At 65.6% G+C, this 16,831-nt stretch carries 16 protein-coding genes; 4 read left to right on the top strand and 12 right to left on the bottom strand.

The genetic code is table 11. From position 1 onward, the window contains the following. Window positions 1-80: 80 nt before the first annotated feature. From XI08_RS05215 to XI08_RS05195, 5 genes are all read right to left on the bottom strand, one after another. Window positions 81-800 carry a ribonuclease activity regulator RraA gene (locus XI08_RS05215; RefSeq protein ID WP_271573630.1) on the bottom strand — a complete coding sequence of 240 codons (720 nt, stop codon included), beginning with the start codon at window positions 798-800 and terminating at the stop codon, window positions 81-83. Window positions 801-897: 97 nt separating this feature from the next. Beyond that, window positions 898-2,634, bottom strand: a complete 1,737-nt coding sequence (gene araD / locus XI08_RS05210; protein ID WP_271573629.1) for an L-arabinonate dehydratase — start codon at window positions 2,632-2,634, stop codon at window positions 898-900. Further along, window positions 2,631-3,494 carry an ABC transporter permease gene (locus XI08_RS05205; protein ID WP_271573628.1) on the bottom strand — a complete coding sequence of 288 codons (864 nt, stop codon included), beginning with the start codon at window positions 3,492-3,494 and terminating at the stop codon, window positions 2,631-2,633. Before XI08_RS05205 ends, araD begins: the two co-directional genes overlap by 4 nt. Window positions 3,495-3,507: 13 nt before the next feature. Beyond that, window positions 3,508-4,269, bottom strand: a complete 762-nt coding sequence (locus XI08_RS05200) for an ABC transporter ATP-binding protein (protein WP_271573627.1) — start codon at window positions 4,267-4,269, stop codon at window positions 3,508-3,510. Then, window positions 4,269-5,255, bottom strand: coding sequence for an ABC transporter substrate-binding protein (locus XI08_RS05195; RefSeq protein ID WP_271573682.1), 987 nt, complete (start codon window positions 5,253-5,255; stop codon window positions 4,269-4,271). The genes XI08_RS05200 and XI08_RS05195 overlap by 1 nt, the downstream gene beginning before the upstream one ends. A 127-nt stretch (window positions 5,256-5,382) precedes the next feature. Between XI08_RS05195 and XI08_RS05190 the strand changes: the two genes are divergently transcribed. Further along, the gene (locus XI08_RS05190) at window positions 5,383-6,087 is read left to right on the top strand and encodes a GntR family transcriptional regulator (protein WP_271573626.1); all 705 of its coding nucleotides are present in this window, start codon (window positions 5,383-5,385) and stop codon (window positions 6,085-6,087) included. Here the strand turns inward: XI08_RS05190 and XI08_RS05185 are convergent, their stop codons facing one another. Further along, window positions 6,088-8,259 (bottom strand): HAMP domain-containing methyl-accepting chemotaxis protein, encoded by a 2,172-nt coding sequence (locus XI08_RS05185; protein ID WP_271573625.1) that lies wholly within the window; start codon window positions 8,257-8,259, stop codon window positions 6,088-6,090. A gap of 354 nt (window positions 8,260-8,613) precedes the next feature. On the opposite strand from XI08_RS05185, the gene XI08_RS05180 reads away from it, so the two are divergent. Together XI08_RS05180 and XI08_RS05175 are read left to right on the top strand one after the other, a co-directional pair. Beyond that, window positions 8,614-9,033: a response regulator gene (locus XI08_RS05180; protein ID WP_027546791.1), complete on the top strand. Its 420-nt coding sequence runs from the start codon at window positions 8,614-8,616 to the stop codon at window positions 9,031-9,033. Further along, entirely contained in the window at window positions 9,011-12,607 is a 3,597-nt protein-coding gene (locus XI08_RS05175) for a PAS domain S-box protein (protein ID WP_271573624.1), read from the top strand. The genes XI08_RS05180 and XI08_RS05175 overlap by 23 nt, the downstream gene beginning before the upstream one ends. A 142-nt stretch (window positions 12,608-12,749) precedes the next feature. Here the strand turns inward: XI08_RS05175 and XI08_RS05170 are convergent, their stop codons facing one another. Continuing rightward, window positions 12,750-13,385, bottom strand: coding sequence for a response regulator transcription factor (locus XI08_RS05170; RefSeq protein ID WP_027546793.1), 636 nt, complete (start codon window positions 13,383-13,385; stop codon window positions 12,750-12,752). A 166-nt stretch (window positions 13,386-13,551) separates the two neighbouring features. Here XI08_RS05170 and XI08_RS05165 point away from each other — a divergent pair, with 166 nt between their 5' ends. Then, window positions 13,552-13,845, top strand: coding sequence for a hypothetical protein (locus XI08_RS05165; protein WP_271573623.1), 294 nt, complete (start codon window positions 13,552-13,554; stop codon window positions 13,843-13,845). 52 nt (window positions 13,846-13,897) lie between these two features. Here XI08_RS05165 and XI08_RS05160 read toward each other — a convergent pair whose 3' ends face one another. The 5 genes from XI08_RS05160 to XI08_RS05140 form a co-directional block, all read right to left on the bottom strand. After that, window positions 13,898-14,401, bottom strand: a complete 504-nt coding sequence (locus XI08_RS05160; RefSeq protein ID WP_271573622.1) for a response regulator — start codon at window positions 14,399-14,401, stop codon at window positions 13,898-13,900. A gap of 141 nt (window positions 14,402-14,542) precedes the next feature. Then, complete coding sequence (locus XI08_RS05155; protein WP_011083221.1) at window positions 14,543-14,860, bottom strand: hypothetical protein; 318 nt, start codon at window positions 14,858-14,860, stop codon at window positions 14,543-14,545. Between the two features lie 2 nt (window positions 14,861-14,862). After that, window positions 14,863-15,741, bottom strand: coding sequence for a CheR family methyltransferase (locus XI08_RS05150; RefSeq protein WP_027546796.1), 879 nt, complete (start codon window positions 15,739-15,741; stop codon window positions 14,863-14,865). Window positions 15,742-15,802: 61 nt separating this feature from the next. Further along, window positions 15,803-16,189 (bottom strand): response regulator, encoded by a 387-nt coding sequence (locus XI08_RS05145; RefSeq protein ID WP_027546797.1) that lies wholly within the window; start codon window positions 16,187-16,189, stop codon window positions 15,803-15,805. Between the two features lie 31 nt (window positions 16,190-16,220). After that, entirely contained in the window at window positions 16,221-16,694 is a 474-nt protein-coding gene (locus XI08_RS05140; protein WP_027546798.1) for a chemotaxis protein CheW, read from the bottom strand. Window positions 16,695-16,831: the final 137 nt, after the last annotated feature.

Below are 16,831 nucleotides of genomic sequence, written 5' to 3'. Positions count from 1 at the left end.
TTATGGGTCCCGGCCCCCCCGTGCGCAATTGCGCACTAGGCCGGGACGACACTGGTGTTGTGGCGATACCAACAGTCTAACTACCGTCCGTTCTTCTTCCGCCATTCCGCGAAGTCGGTGAGCGTCTGCGGATCGGTGGCGGGATAGAGGCCGAAGATGCCGCGGCCCTTGCCGACTTCCTCGGTGACGAAGTCCTCGAACGCCGTCATCTCGAACGTCTCGTTGGCGATCTCGTCGGCCAGATGCGCGGGGATGACGATGACGCCGTCGGCATCGCCGAGGATGACGTCGCCCGGGAACACCGGCGCGTCGCCGCAGCCGATCGGCACGTTGATCTCGATCGCCTGATGCAGCGTGAGGTTCGTCGGCGCTGAGGGACGATGGTGGTAGGCGGGGATGCCGAGCTTGGCGATCTCGGCGGAATCGCGAAAGCCGCCGTCGGTGACGACGCCGGCGACGCCGCGCTTCATCAGCCGCGTCACCAGGATCGCGCCGGCCGATGCCGCGCGCGCGTCCTTGCGGCTGTCCATCACCAGCACGGCGCCCGGAGGGCAATCCTCGACCGCCTTGCGCTGCGGATGCGAACGATCCCTGAACACGTCGATGGTGTTGAGATCCTCGCGCGCCGGCATGTAGCGCAGCGTGAAGGCCTCGCCGACCATGGTCGGCTGATCGACCCCGAGAGGATGCACATCCTGGATCATCTGGATGCGCAGGCCGCGCTTGAACAAGGCGGTGGCAACGGTGGCGGTTGAGACGGATTTGAGCTTGTTGCGGGTGGCTTCGGAAAGTTTGGTCATAGGTGCATCCTCATCTGTCATTCCGGGGCGATGCGAAGCATCGAACCCGGAATCTCGAGGTTCCGGGTTCGCTTCGCGCCCCGGAACGACGGTGAAGTTAATAGATCGACGGCTCGCCGATCGGCGCGCCGAAATCGGTCTCGAGGAAGTCGAAGTCGCAGCCGTCATTGGCCTGCTTGATGTGCTTGGTGAACATCCAGCCATAGCCGCGCTCGAAGCGGCGCTCGGGCGCCTTCCAGGCGGCGCGGCGCTTTGCGAGCTCGGCCTCCGATACATCGAGATTGATGGTTCGGGCGGCGACATCGAGCGTGATGCGGTCGCCGTTCTGCACCAGGGCCAGCGGACCGCCGATGTAGGACTCCGGTGAGACGTGCAGGATGCAGGCGCCGTAGCTGGTGCCGCTCATGCGCGCGTCCGAGATACGCACCATGTCGCGCACGCCCTGCTTCACGAGCTTGGTCGGGATCGGCAGCATGCCCCATTCCGGCATGCCCGGCCCGCCCTGCGGTCCGGCATTGCGCAGGATCAGGATGTGGTCCTCGGTGACGTCCAGATTGGGATCGTCAACCGCCTTCTTCATCGCGGGATAGTCGTCGAACACCAGCGCGGGTCCGGTGTGCTTGAGGAAGCGCGGCGCGCAGGCGGAGGGTTTTATGACGCAGCCGTCGGGCGCGAGATTGCCCTTGAGCACGGCGAGCGCGCCTTCCTTGTAGATGGGGTTGTCGACCGAGCGGATCACGTCGTCATTGTGCACCTCGGCATGGGCGATGTTCTCGCCCAAAGACTTTCCGGTGACGGTGATGCAGTCGAGATGCAGATGCGGCTTGATCTGGCCCATCAGCGCCGGCAGGCCGCCGGCATAGAAGAAGTCCTCCATCAGATAGGCGTCGCCGCTCGGCCGTACGTTGGCGATGACAGGCACCTTGCGGCTCGCGATCTCGAAATCGTCGAGCCCAATGTCCTGGCCGGCACGGCGGGCCTGCGCGATCAGATGGATGATCGCGTTGGTCGAGCAGCCCATCGCCATCGCGACCGCGATCGCGTTCTCGAAGGCCTTTCGGGTCTGGATCGTCTTGGGCGTCAGATCCTCCCACACCATCTCGACGATGCGGCGGCCGCATTCGCTGGCCATGCGGATGTGGTTGGCATCGGCTGCCGGAATCGAGGAGGCGCCCGGCAGCGTCATGCCGATGGCTTCGGCGATCGCGGTCATGGTCGAGGCGGTGCCCATGGTCATGCAGGTGCCGTAGCTGCGGGCGATGCCGGCTTCGATGTCGAGCCAGTCCTTGTCGGAGATTTGCCCGGCGCGGCGCTCGTCCCAGTATTTCCAGCCGTCCGAGCCGGAGCCGAGCGTCTTGCCCTTCCAGTTGCCGCGCAGCATGGGACCTGCCGGCAGATAGATCGCCGGAATGTTCATCGAGGTGGCCCCTAACAGCAGCGCCGGCGTGGTCTTGTCGCAGCCGCCCATCAGCACCACGCCGTCAACGGGATGGCTGCGCAGCAGCTCCTCGGCATCCATCGCGAGCAGATTGCGGTAGAGCATCGTGGTCGGTTTCAGCAGCGATTCCGACAATGACAGCGCCGGCAGCTCCAGCGGCAGGCCGCCGGCCATCAGGATGCCGCGCTTGACGTCGTCGACGCGCGACTTGAAGTGCATGTGGCAGGGCTGCGCGTCCGACCAGGTGTTGAGGATCGCGATGATCGGGCGGTCCTTCCACTCCTCCGGGGCGTAGCCCATCTGCATGGTGCGGGAGCGGTGGCCGAACGAGCGCAGGTCGTCGGGCGCGAACCAGCGCGCGCTGCGGAGCTGGTCGGGTGTTTTCTTCTTGGTCATGATTGGGTGCCCCATTTCTGGACCGTGTTCCGCTCGATGGCGCGGAAGATCAGGTTCTCGACAAAGAGCCCGATGATAATCACCGTCAAGAGGCCTGCGAAGACGGCGGGTATGTCGAGGAGGTTGCGGTTCTCGAAGATGAACCAGCCGAGCCCGCCCTGGCCCGAGGACACGCCGAACACCAGCTCCGCCGCGATCAGCGTGCGCCAGGCGAAAGCCCAGCCGATCTTGAGGCCGGTGAGGATCGAGCCGAAGGCGGCGGGGATCAGGATCTTTGCGACATAGGACAGCCCGCGCAGGCCGTAATTGCGGCCGACCATGCGCAGCGTGTTGGAGACGCTCTTGAAGCCGGAATGGGTGTTGAGCGCCACCGGCCACAGCACCGAGTGAATCAGCACGAAGACGAGGCTGCCATTGCCGAGCCCGAACCAGATCAGCGCCAGCGGCAGCAGTGCGATCGCCGGCAGCGGATTGAACATCGCCGTGACCGTTTCCAGGAAATCGGTACCGATGCGGGTCGAGATCGCAAGCACGGTGAAGATCGCGGCGAGCACGATGCCGGCCGAATAACCCATGAACAGGACTTTCAGCGACGCCCAGGCGCGCAGCGGGATGGTGCCATCCTTCACGCGCTCGAACATCGTGACGATCGTGTCGTGCAGCGTCGGAAACAGCAGGGGATTGTCGAGGGCGACGCCATAGGCTTCCCAGACGGCCGCCAGGAACAGGATGATGACGGTCTTGCGGACGAAGCCGTCGTTCCACAACGTTTCAGGCACGCTCAGCTTGCGCTCGACCTCGCCTGCGCCGGCAGCGGTAGCAACCGACGTGTCACGCAGCAATATTCTCGCTTCGCCCATGTTGGAGGCTCCCTCAATGCGCCGTGGCTTCGGCAGCGAACAGGAGATCGTGGATCTCCTTCTCCAGCCGGCCGGCGCTGCCGTCCGCGCCCGAGACCTTGTCGACGTCGACCACCTCGGCCTTGACGCGGCCGGGATGCGGCGACAGCAAGAGGATACGGTTGCCGATGCGGATTGCTTCCGCGATCGAATGGGTCACGAACAGCACGGTGAACCTGGTCTCGCTCCAGAGCTGGAGCAGCTCGTCCTGGCAGGTCCGGCGCGTCAGCGCGTCCAGCGCCGCGAACGGCTCGTCCATCAGCAGGATGTCCGGCTCCATCGCCATGCCGCGCGCGATCGCGACGCGCTGCTTCATGCCGCCGGACAACGTGTGCGGATAGGCATCGACGACGCGGGTGAGGCCGACCTTCTCGATATAGGCCCGCGCGCGTGCCTCGGCGTCCTTGCGCGGCAGCTTTCGCGCGGTGAGCAGCGGGAACATCACGTTGGCAAGCACGGTCTTCCACGGCAGCAGCTGGTCGAACTCCTGGAAGATCATCATCCGGTCGGCGCCGGGACCGTGGATCTCGCGGCCGTTGATGCTCATGCGGCCTTCGCTCGGGCTCATGTAGCCGCCGACGGCCTTGAGCAGGGTCGACTTGCCGCAGCCGGACGGCCCGAGCAGCACGAAGCGGTCGGACCTGTCGACGGTGAAGCTCACCCTCTCGGTGGCGGTGACGACGGCGCTGGAGGTCTTGTAGCGCAGCGTCACGCCGCTGACATCGAGCAGCGCCATCAGTTGCCCTTCAGGTCGTGCGCGACGGGGAGATAATAGTCGGTCCAGGCCTTGGGCTGCATCTTCAGCGTGCCGGTCTTGTAGAGATGGGCGGCGAACTTCATCGTGCCCTGCGGCTCGAGATTCCATTCCATCATGCCGGGCTCCTTCAGGAGATCGAGCAGCTCCTCCACCGAGGTCTTGTCGCCGGTGATCTCCTTGTAGATCTCGACGGCCTGTTTGGTGTCGCTGCGGATCAGGTCCTGCGCTTCCTTGGTGGCGTCGCGCACCGCCTGGACGATCTTGGGATTGGCGTCGGCAAATTTGGTCGTGGTGAAGAATTGCGCCTGGCTGAGCGGGCCGCCCATCACATCGGGCGACGACAGCACGACATGCGCGCCCGGCACGTTCTTCAGCTCCAGGAACGTGAAGGGCGGGATCGAGAAGTGGGTGTGCACCTCGTGCTTGGAATTGGCGAGCGCCGCATAGGCGTCGGGATGGCCGAGCTGCACGGTGTTGGCGTCGAGCTTGGACCATTGATCGGCGCCGAAGGCCTCGGCCGCCGCGATCTGAAGCACGATTGCCTGGGTCGAGACCTTGACGGTCGGCACCGCGATCTTGTCGCCGGGGCCGAAATCCCTGATCGACTTGATGTTGGCGTCGCGGCTGATCAGCGTCATCGGCTGCGCCGAGGTCGCGACGATGCCCTTCACGCCGCCGCGGGTGCGGTCCCACAGCAGCAGGAGATTGCCGGTGCCGGTGTTGAGAATGTCCACGCCGCCCGCGAGCAGCGCATCGGTCTGCGCGCCGCCGCCGGAGAAGGTCACCCATTTGGTGGTGACGCCTGATACCCCGAGCGAAGCAGCATGCTTCTCGATCAGCTTCTGCTTCTCCATGATGTGGCTCGGCATGTAGAAAATGCCGGGCTGGCGCGACAGCGAGATCTCGGACTTCTGCTGCGCATGCGCCGCGGATACCGGCAGGACGGTTGCGGCGATCAGGGCCATGGCGGCGCAGCAGCGCTGGAATTGCGTCATCATTGTTGTTCGTTTCCTCTGGCCGCCATTGACGGGAGACCTTGCTAATGCACTAATGCATTAGTGCATCAAAGGCAAGTCCGCCGGAATCGCAGTCATGGAATCAGCCCATCCCGCGCTCCGCACGGCCGCCCGGCTCGATCGCGGCCGCCAGGCCGCGCCGCAGGTGTTCGAGCGGCTGCGCAACGCCATTCTCGCGCTCGAACTGCCGCCGGGCTCGCCGCTGTCGCGTACCGATCTCGCCGCGCAATTCGGTGTCAGCTCGACGCCGATCCGGGACGCGCTGATGCGGCTGGAGGAGGAAGGGCTCGTCGACGTGTTTCCGCAGCACGCGACCGTGGTCAGCCGGGTCGACGTCGGCCGCGCCGAGCAGGCCCATTTCCTGCGCCAGGCGCTCGAGCTCGAAATCGTCCGGATGCTCGCGGAGCAACATGACCATGCCCTGGTCATCCGCCTCGACCACGCGATCGCGCTCCAGCAGCAATTCGCCAAGGCCGGGGACTTCGAGAGCTTCATCGCCGGCGACAATGATTTTCATGCACAGCTTTATGCAGCCGCCGGCAAGCAAGAGCTGTGGGCGCTGGTGCGCAGCCGCAGCGGACATATCGACCGCCTGCGCCGGCTGCACCTGCCCTCGCCCGGCAAGGCCCAGAACATCGTGCGCCACCACAGACTGATCACCCGCGCGATCGAGGCGGCAGACGCCGATGCCGCGCAACAGCATCTGCGCAAGCATCTGTCGGGCACGCTCAGCGAGCTCGACAAGATCCGGAGCCACCACCCCGAATACCTGACGGACTAGTCAGGCGGCGGTGCGCCGCTCCGGCCCGCGATAATCGGCATCGTCGCTCCTGCGGCGGTCCATCGGACCGCTGCGCAGCTTGACGAAGAAGGCCTGCACCTCGGCGGCGAGGCGTTCGGCCGCCCCCGAAACGTGGTTCGCGGCCCCCATCACGTCGTCGGCCGAGCGGTTGGTTTCCGCGATGGCGCCGGAGACGGTCCCGATGCTGGTGGCCAGCGTCTGCGTTCCCGACGCCGCCATCTGGACGTTCTGCGAGATCTCCCGCGTCGCCGCGCCCTGCTCCTCCACGGCGCTGGCGATCGCCGCGGTCACCTCGTCGATCCGGCGCATGGCGGTTGCGACCTCCTTGACGGAGGCGACCGCGCTGCCGGTCGAATTCTGGATCGCGGCAATGTGCTGGGTGATGTCCTGCGTCGCATTACGGGTCTGGTCGGCCAGCGCCTTGACCTCGGAGGCCACCACCGCAAAGCCGCGGCCGGCCTCACCGGCGCGCGCCGCCTCGATGGTGGCGTTGAGCGCCAGGAGGTTGGTCTGGGCCGCGATCGCCTGGATCAGGTCGACCACCGAGCTGATGCTCTGGGCCGCGTGCGCGAGACCTTCGATCTCGGCCTCGGAGCGCGCGGTCACCTCGCCCGCGGACCGCACGGTCTTGTTCGACAGTTCGATCTGCCGGCCGATCTCGACGATGGAGCTCGCAAGCTGCTCGGCCGCTGCGGCGACGGTCTGGACGTTGACCGCCGTCTGCTCGGACGCGCTCGCCGCGGAAGCGGCCTGGCTCGTCGCATGGTGCGCGATGCCGCCGAGGCTCTCCGCGGTCTGTCGCATGGTCCCCGCATTCTCGTCGACCAGCGCGAGCAGGTCGCGCGAGGTCGCACGAAATTCCTCGACCGCGCGCTCCGTGTTGCGGTTGGCCGCCTCGCGGGCCTCCGCTTCGCGCGCGAGCTCCGCCGCCGCCTGCTGCTGGGCGATTACGTTGTCGCGGAATTTGGCCACCGCCTGCGAGACTACCCCGATCTCGTCGCCGCGCTCGGCCGTCCTGAATTCGACACTGGTATCGCCGCCGGACAGGCGCGCGGAATCGCCGACCAGTTCGACGATCGGACGGGTGATGGAGCGCGCGACCAGGATCGCAATCGCCGTTCCGAGCGCCAGCCCCGCGGCGAGCAGGATCCATTGCAGCAGGAGCAGTCTCTCGACCTCGTCGGCCACGCTGCGGGCGTCCTCGGCAAGCTTGGACTGCTGGTCACTCTTGAGGCCGCCCGCGCGCTTGCCCTCGGCGTCCTTCCTGCCGTCGAGAAGATCGAGGATCCGGGCCGCGCGCGGAGCGGCCTCGGTGGACAGGATGAAGACCGGCATGTTCCATTGCGGCGTCTGGCGGATCGCGAAGATCTTCTGCGGCAACGGCGTGAAGGCCTCGTTCGCCCTCGCGATGGCCCGGTAGGCGGTCGCCTGCCTTTCGGTGAGCAGATCCGCCTGGGTCCCGACGGATGCGAGCGCGGCCCTGAAGGTCGCAAGCGGCTTTTCGAACTTGTCACGGTCGGCCGCCTCGCCCGAGGCGACGTAGAGCCGCAATTGCGATCCCGCCGCGGCCAGATTGCCGCGCACGTCGGCGAAGGTCTTGAGCAGGCGCTTGCGCTGCGGCGTCGCCTCCAGTGCCTCCTCCTCGTCGATCATCGCGGTGATCTCGGCGAACATGGTCGCGATCAGCGGCGCGGCCTCCTTTGCCAGGAGCTCGCTCGCAGGATAGGCCGACGGGGTGAAGGCGGTGAGCTCAGCCTTGTCCTGGGCCTGGCGGAATTCTGCGATCAGTGCCTTGGCTTCGCTCCAGGTGGTCTTGTTCTGCGGACTGGAGAAACCCTCCGCCATGCGGTCGACCGCAGCGGCGGTGCGATCGAGATCGGCCCAGACCGCCGCCCGGTCACGCTTGCCCTGCGCATCGCCGGTCAGCAGATAGCCGCGCAGCACCGAGAGCGTGGAGTAGAGATTGCCGACGAGCTCCGTGCTTGCGACGGCGACCGGCGCTCGCTGATCCACGACCGTCTTGATGCGCGACGAGATATCCGAGACGGCCGCGACGGTGTAAATTACAGTCGCGGCGAGCAGAACGCAGATCAGCGCAAAGCCGCCGAGCAGCCGGGTCCGAATTCCGGTGTTCGCAATCGATTTAAACATGAAAGATCTCGTGCTGATGGTCGGTTGATCGGCCGGCGTGGGGCAGAGGCCAGAATGTGGACAATGAAATGCGCAAAATGCGGGTACCGAAACTGAGGGGGATTGTGGTCACTCGCCTTTAACTCATGGTGAAATCCGGGCTCCGTACAACTACGGCGATACCACGGGCTCATATGCACGCAAGCGTGCGTACAAACTGCAATGGCATCGCCCCCCTTTTGCGCGGCGGCCGGGTCAATCGCACCCAAAACGCAAGCCGCTTGCGGGGCGGACAGAATCCGCGCAACAATTTCGTTTTTGATGCTTTGATTTGCGGTCACTGGAACGTCCCAGCCGAGCCGGAGGAATTCAGACGTGGCCAACATCCTGATCGTGGATGACGACCCGGCCGTGCAGATCACGATCCGGCTGCTTCTGGAGAGGGCCGGTCATCACGTCACCGTCGCCGGTGACGGCCACAAGGGACTTGCGCTGTTCGAGGCCAGTCAGTTCGACCTCCTGTTTCTCGACATCTTCATGCCCGGCATGGACGGGCTGGAGGCGATGCGCCACATCCGGGCGCAGCAGCCGGCGATTCCGATCATCGTCATTTCCGGCCGATCGATCTCGCCGGACGCCTATGCGGAGCCGGATTTCCTGAAGATGGCGACCAAGCTCGGCGCAGTGGCAAGCCTTCAGAAGCCGTTCCGGGCAGACGCGCTGCTCGCCGCGGTCAACGGCTGCCTCGACGCGGGCAAGCCGGAGGAGCCCGATGTCAGAACCGGCCGCCGATGACGACGGCGCTTCCTCTGCTCCAGGCCAGGACAGGCGCGGTCATCCGGAAACCCCTGCGATTATCTCCATGACACTTGCAACGCGGCTGGCCATTGCGATGATCCTGCTGGTGGCGGCTACCGTGACCGCAGTCGGTTGGCTGGGCTATCGCAACACAACACAAGCCGTCATTCCGCGGGTCCTGGAGCGGGTCGAAGCCCAGTCACGCCTGCTGGCCACCAATCTTGAATCCTACGTTGCCGGAGTTCGCGGCGATCTGCTCGGCTATCGCTCCGCCGCGGGAATCAACGGTCTGATCCGGGCTCACCTCGGCGGAGGAATCGACGCACTCGACGGCGTTTCAGAGCAGACCTGGCGCGAGCGCATCGCGGCGCGGCTCGCGGCCGAGATCGAGGCCAAACCCAGCTACGGGCAGTTTCGAATCATCGGCCTTGACGACGACCAGCGCGAACTGGTCCGCGTCGATCGCTCCGGCCCGAACGGAGCAGTACGGATCGTCCCTGACAGCGAACTGGAGCGCAAGAGCGAACGAACCTACTTTCAGGAAACGATACGACTGGCGCAGGGCGAGATTTATGTGTCGCCCATCGAACTCGCGACCCGCCAGGGGGGAACCACGGCCTTGCACACGCCGACCCTGCGGGCCGCGACGCCGCTGTTCACGCCGGACGGCAAGCCGTTCGGCATCATCATCGCCAATATCGACATGCGTCCGGCACTCGACCGCATTCGCTCGACGACGAGCTCGGGGGGCGAGATCTACGTCGTGAATGCGCGCGGCGACTATCTGGTTCATCCCGATCAGACGCGAGAATTCGGCTCATTGCGCGGCCACCCCACCAACTGGCGCAATGATTTCCCATTCTTCTCAGCCCTGGCAGGCTCGCCGGGAGTATCCACGCAGCTCACGACCGATGCATCCGGCCGGCCGAGCGGCGCGGCGATCGCGCCTGCGGTGCTTGCGAGCAAGGAATGGGTCGCAATCATCGTGACCATTCCCCCGGCCGTCTTTGGCCGCGTGCCGGCCGCCATTCAAAAAACGTCCTTGCTCGTCGGCCTGCTGTCCGTCCTCGCCGCGGCTTTGCTCGCGGTGCTGGTGGCACGCTCCCTGACTCGCCCGATCGGGCGCCTGACCGCGGCCGTGGAAGCCATCGGCAGCGGACGGCCAGCGGACATTCCCGTCGATGCAAGCGGCGAGACGGGTGTGCTGGCGCGGGCCTTTGCCCATATGGTCGAGGAGATGAAGGCAAAGACGTCGGCACTGGAGTACGAGATCGAGGAGCGGCGTCGCACCGAGGCCGTCCGCGATCAGCTCGCCGTCCGCGAGAGCCTGTTCAGCGCGGCGGTCCAATCCTCCGACGATTCGATCGTCCTGCAAACGCTCGACGGCACCATCATCGGCTGGAACGCGGCAGCCGAACGCCTCTACGGCTATTCGGCCGAGGAAGCGATCGGACAGCCGACGTCGATTCTCCTTCCGCCTGATCGCCGCGAAGAGGTCAAGGACTATCTTCGGCGGATTGCGAGGGGTGAGCGGATCGAACATTTCGAAACCGCGCGCCTGCGCAAGGATGGCAGCCCGGTCGAAATCTCGGTGAGCCTCTCGCCGATCAGGGGCCCCTCCGGCGAGATCATCGGCGCCTCGGGCTCGGCGCGCAGCCTCACCGAGGCGCGACGGACCGAGCGGGCGCTAAAGCAGCAGCTCGAGGAGCGGCGGCAGCTTTTCGACGCCTCGCAGGACCTGATCATAATCATGGACTCGCAGGGCCGCATCGTGCAGATCAGCCCGAGCTGCGAGGCCGTTCTCGGCCACCCGCCCGACGACATGATCGGCCGCAGCGGCGTCGATTTCATCCACCCGGACCATCTCGATCAATCGCGCGAGGAAATGCGTGCGCTCAGGCGCGGCGGGCATCCGAAACTCGCCGACACCCGCTGCCTCCACAGGGACGGACACGAGATCTGGCTGTCCTGGCTCGGCAACTGGTCCGATCAGGCCAAGCGCTACTTCTTCGTCGGGCGCGACATGACCGAGGCAAGGCTCGCCGCGGAGTCCTTGCGCGAAAGCGAGCAGCTGGCCCGCAACATCGTCGAGACCGCGCTCGACGCCTTCGTCCAGACCGACGACCGCAGCATCATCCTGAACTGGAGCTCGCGGGCCGAAGAGCTGTTCGGCTGGCGCCGCGACGAGGCGCTGGGCAGGAATGCGGTCGATCTGATCGTCGCACAGAGTGAGCGCCGGCGGGTCACGGTCGGCCTCGCGCACTTCCTGGAGTCCGCGGATGGCCGGAGGCTCAACCGCCGCCGCGAGCTCATGGTTCGCCGTCGCGACGGCAAGGAATTCAAGGCCGAGCTGAGCGTCACGGCGCTGAAGCGCCGCGAGGGCATTCTGTTCAACGTTTTCTACCGCGACCTCACCGACAAGATCGCGTCCGAGGAGCGCATCCGACATGCCGAGAAGATGGAGGCGGTCGGCCAGCTCACCGGCGGCGTGGCGCACGACTTCAACAACATCCTCACCGTGATCACCGGGACGATCGAAATCCTCAGCGACGCAGTGGCCAAGGAGCCCGAGCTTGCGGCGATCACCCGGATGATCGACGAGGCCGCCGGACGCGGCGCCGAGCTGACCCAGCACCTGCTCGCGTTCGCGCGCAAGCAGCCGCTCCAGCCGCGCGAGATCGACATCAACTCGCTGATCGTCGACACCGCAAAGCTGCTGCGGCCGACGCTGGGCGAGCAGATCCAGATCGAATCCGTGTTCGAGGAGGAGAGCTGCGTTGCGATCGTCGATCCCAACCAGCTCACCACGGCGATCCTCAACCTCGCGCTCAACGCCCGCGACGCCATGCCCGGCGGCGGCAAGCTGATCGTGGAGACGGGCACCGCCTATCTCGACGAGGTCTATGCCAGCGTCAACGACGTCCGGCCCGGACACTATGTGCTGATCGCCGTGAGCGACACCGGAACCGGCATTCCATCCAACATGCTCGCCAGGGTGTTCGATCCCTTCTTCACCTCGAAGGGACCGGGCAAGGGCACCGGACTCGGGCTTTCGATGGTCTACGGCTTCATCAAGCAGTCCGCAGGCCACATCAAGATCTACAGCGAGGAAGGCCACGGCACCACGATCAAGATGTACCTGCCGCCCGGCAAGACGGCGACGGCGGTCGGCGACGGCGTGATCCCCGCGACGATCGAGGGCGGACACGAGACGATCCTGGTGGTCGAGGACGACCGGCTGGTGCGCGACTACGTGCTGGCGCAACTGCATGCGCTGGGCTACGTCACCTTGCAGGCTGCGAACGCCGCGGAAGCGCTCGCGATCGTTGCCGCCGGAGAGCCGTTCGACCTGCTGTTCACCGACGTCATCATGCCCGGCAAGATGAACGGACGGCAGCTCGCCGACGAGCTGATGAAGACGCGCCCCGATCTCAAAGTGGTCTACACGTCGGGCTATACCGAGAACGCGATCATCCATCACGGCCGGCTGGATTCGGGCGTTCTGCTGCTCGCAAAGCCCTACCGCAAATCGGATCTCGCGCGGATCATCCGCAGGGCGCTGCTGGCCTAACTCGCCGTGCTGTAGCCCGGATGAGCGAAGCGACATCCGGGACTCTGCGGCAGTGTTCCCGGGTGTCGCGGAGCCTGTCATCGGGCGGCGCTTCGCGCCGACCCGTTGGCTCACCCGGGCTACGAAAGCTCAACCGGAAGACTTACGACGCGCGCTGCGCCGCGGTCATCACGATCCGGATCAGGTCGGCCGCATTGCGCGCGCCGAGCTTCTTCATGATGTTGGCGCGGTGGTCCTCGATGGTGCGCGGGCTGATGCCGAGCGTGCGGCCGGCTTCCTTGTTGGATGCGCCGGCGGCGAACTGCTCGAGCACCTCGCGCTCACGCCGCGTCAACGGCTCGCGTCCGGGGAAATGCAGCGAGCCGAATTTCGGCGCTGCGTTCTCCGCCTGCCTGCGCGCATAGGCGCCGATCGCCTCGTCGAGCCGGCCGACGATCTCGCTGCCGCGGAACGGCTTCTCGATGAAGTCGAGCGCGCCGCTCTTGATGGCGCCCACCGCCATCGCGATGTCGCCCTGCCCGGAGATCATGAAGATCGGCGCCGGATAATCCTCACCCTGCAGCTCCTTCAGAATGTCGAGACCCGACTTTCCGGGAATGTTCACGTCGAGCAGGATCGCAGCCGGTGTGCGGTTTCGCGCGACGGAGAGCAGCGCTGCGCCGTCCGCAAAACAGATCACCTCATAGCCCGCCGCCTTCAACACCATCGACAAGGTGTCGCGAACGGCCGGGTCGTCGTCGACTACGAAGATTTCACCGCGAGAGGTTTGTTCGGCCATGTGCCATGTCCAATTGGCATTAGAGTCCATTCGGCATTGAGGACTCGCGTCCGCGCCAACCCTTATGGCGTTCGGCGCGGATTCGGCCCACCCGTATTTGTACGGGACATGGACTTAACGCACAAGTAGCGGCATGGCGCCTAATTGCGGGGGACGGAGAATATCCATGCTAAATTCGGCTGGCACGCCACTTCTCGTCACGACGCCCGAGGCCGAGAGCCGTCAGTTGATCGCGGCCGACCTTCGCTGCCTGATCGCGCAGATCGAGAGCAGCATGCGCCTGATCGACGCAGCCATGATCGACGCGGGCGACAGTGGCGATCAGGCGGGTTCCACCGGCATTTTGGTGCTCGACGACGTCACGCCGCGTTATGCCACGGCGAGCGCCGCCCTCAACCTCTGTCGGGCGGGCCTCTGCCGCGCCCTTCAATACCTGTCGGATTCCGGCGACCCGGTATAGGTTGCGATCGGCGCGGCGGCGGCCGCGCCCGATTGCATGGCAGCTCCGCGCGTCAGGTGCGGTGCCGTTCCACGATCGCGTCGCTGGCGACACCACCCCAGGTGTGGATCGCCGGCAGCCCCATCGCGGTCTTGCCGAGGTTGGCGAGGCTGATGCGCAGGGCCGCCAGATCGAGCGGCTTCGGCAGGCCCTGGAGCTGGATCCCGACGGAGCGGGCGAAGCTGCGGGCAGCGCTGCGGCGCTTGCCGTCCATGCCGCTGATGACGATCACGGCACCGGCGAACTTCGCCTTCGCCATCTCGCGCAACACGTCGATGCCGTCGCCATCCTCCAGCACGAGATCGAGCGTCACGCAGTCAAAGCGCGCGGCGCGGAGCTTCTCGATCGCTTCCACCACGGACGGCGCCACGGTGACTTCGTGGCCGGCCTGCTTGGCGGCGACCGTGATCAGGCTGCGCTGCGTGGCGTCGTCATCGACCACCAGGAGCTGGAGCGCACGCCGCTCGGCGACGTCGGGCAGGTTTGACGGGACGGGGGAGAGGGAACTTCTGGGCATTGCCGTATTCCTGAGATTGAGACGGGCAATGGATACACGGCGCGGGCTTCGGCCACGTAAAGCCGCCGCGGCAAATTCGTCCGGATGTTTCAGCAAATGTAAAGCAACGTGGCGGAAAGCGCCGGCGCCGCCGCGCGCCGGTCAGGCTGCCGCGTCGTGGCCGCCGGCCGCGCCGCGCTTCTTCCGGTTCTTGCCGCGCAGGAACTGGATGTCCATTTCGGCGCCGTTGACGCGCACCAGCTCGCAGCGGCGATAGGCAAGGCCGGTGGACGACAACAGCAGGAAGAACTCTTTCAGGTTCAGCCCCTGGATCGAGCCTTCAACCGTGAGGATGGCGTCGGTGTCGGAAATGGCGTTGAGCTTGCAGTCACGGCGCCAGGTGCCGTCGATGGCCATGATGCAGACATCATAGCCGCGACTGAACGTCACGCGCTCCGCGCCTTTTCCATCCTCGGCCATGCCTATCGTCCTGCCATCACCGCCATGCGCGGCGCCGCGCCGGCGAGGGCCGGCTTGGCTGCGGCGGCACGCGGATCGTTCGGCTTGTAGAGGCCGCGCCGGTCGGGAATCGGCCTGAACGTATCGGTCAGTCCGACCACGGTTTCGGCGGCCCCCAGCACGAGGAAGCCGTCGGGCTCGATCTGGCGCGCCAGCCGGTTGAAGATGTTGATCTTGGTCTCCTGGTCGAAATAGATCAGCACGTTGCGGCAGAAGATGACGTCGAACGTACCGAGCTGGGCGAAATCGTGCAGCAGGTTGAGCTGGCGGTGCTGGATCATCGCCCGCAATTCGGGATTGATCTGCCAGGTCTCGCCGGTCTGCTTGAAATATTTCACCAGCATCTGGATCGGCAGGCCGCGCTGCACCTCGAACTGGCTGTAGATGCCGGCCTTGGCCTTCTCCAGCACCTCCTGCGACAGATCGGTCGCGATGATCTCGACGCGCCAGCCGGTGAGGGCTGCACCCATCTCCTTCAGGCACATCGCCAGCGAATAGGGCTCCTGCCCGGTCGAACCGGCGGCGCACCAGATCCGCACGCTGCGGCGGCCGGCCCGCGCCTTGATGACCTCGGGCATGATGGTGTCGCGGAAATGATCGAACGGGACCTTGTCGCGGAAGAAGAAGGTCTCGTTGGTGGTCATGGCTTCGACCACGTCGGTGATGAGCACGCGGGAGCCGCCTTGCAGTTTCTGCACGAGCTCGGGGATGCCGGAGAGCCCGGCCTTGCGGGCGAGCGGCAAGAGACGGCTTTCGATCAGATATTGCTTGTCTGCGGACAGATCGAGACCGGAATTGTCCTTCAGGAACTTGCGCAGATACTCATACTCGGTCGGGGTCACAGATGGCCTCTCGAAAGCTGTACTGAAAACACTCTGGCCGAAACACTCGGGCCAGACACACTCAGACCATGGCTTGTCCGACCGGGATCAAGCCGACTTCAGCGAACTTGTCGGCGATAATGTCTTTGTCGAAGGGCTTCATGATGTACTCGTTGGCGCCGCCGCTGAGCGCCTGGGCGATGTGAGCCACGTTGTTCTCGGTGGTGCAGAACACCACCTTCGGCTGATCGCCGCCCGGCAGGCGGCGCATGTGGCCCATGAACTCGAAGCCGTCCATCACGGGCATGTTCCAGTCCAGCAGCACCGCGTCGGGCAGTTGCCGCTGGCAGATCTCCAGCGCCTTCGAGCCGTCCTCGGCTTCGGTGACCTGGAAATCCAGGCCTTCCAGGATGCGGCGCGCAATCTTGCGCACGACGCTGGAATCATCGACCACCAAACACGTTTTCATTTTGGTTCTCCGGCTTCGATGTTTCGTTGGCTCACGCAGCCATTTGGACCTTGGTTTCGAGCTCGAGGACGCGATCGACGTCGAGGACGACCATGAGCTGGCCGTCGAGACGGTGGACACCGCCGGCGAGCTTGGCCATGCGGGGGTCGAGGTTGACGGGGTTCTCTTCCTTGCCGTCCTCGGGTAGGCGCAGCACCTCGCCGATCTGGTCGATCAGCAGGCCATAGGATTCGCCGCGCAGGTCGACACCGACCGCCATCGGCACCTTGCCGTCCTCGGGCCTGGGCAGGCCGAGACGGGCGCGCATGTCGACCACGGTGACGATGCGGCCGCGCAGGTTGAGGACGCCCGCGATCTCGCGCGAGGACAGCGGCACGCGGGTGACGCGCTCGGGCATGAACACGTCCTGGACGCGGGAGATCGGCAGGCCGAACAGCTGGCCGCCGATCATCGCGGTGACGTATTCGACCATGGCGCCTTCGGTGGTCTGCATCTTGTTGGCCATAAGCGTATCTCCTGATCCCGCTGGTTACGCCGCGGCCCGGCTCAGCTCGGAGGCGCCGGCGGCGCCCGCGGTCTGTTCCTTCAGCGCCGCGATCAGACCGGGACGGTCGAACTTGGCGACATAGTCGTGGAAGCCGG

It is taken from the genome of Bradyrhizobium sp. CCBAU 11361 (assembly GCF_028128935.1).
Lineage (GTDB): Bacteria > Pseudomonadota > Alphaproteobacteria > Rhizobiales > Xanthobacteraceae > Bradyrhizobium > Bradyrhizobium niftali.
The sequence above is the reverse complement of the archived record's forward strand: the minus strand, read 5'-3'. Positions and strand labels throughout refer to the sequence as shown.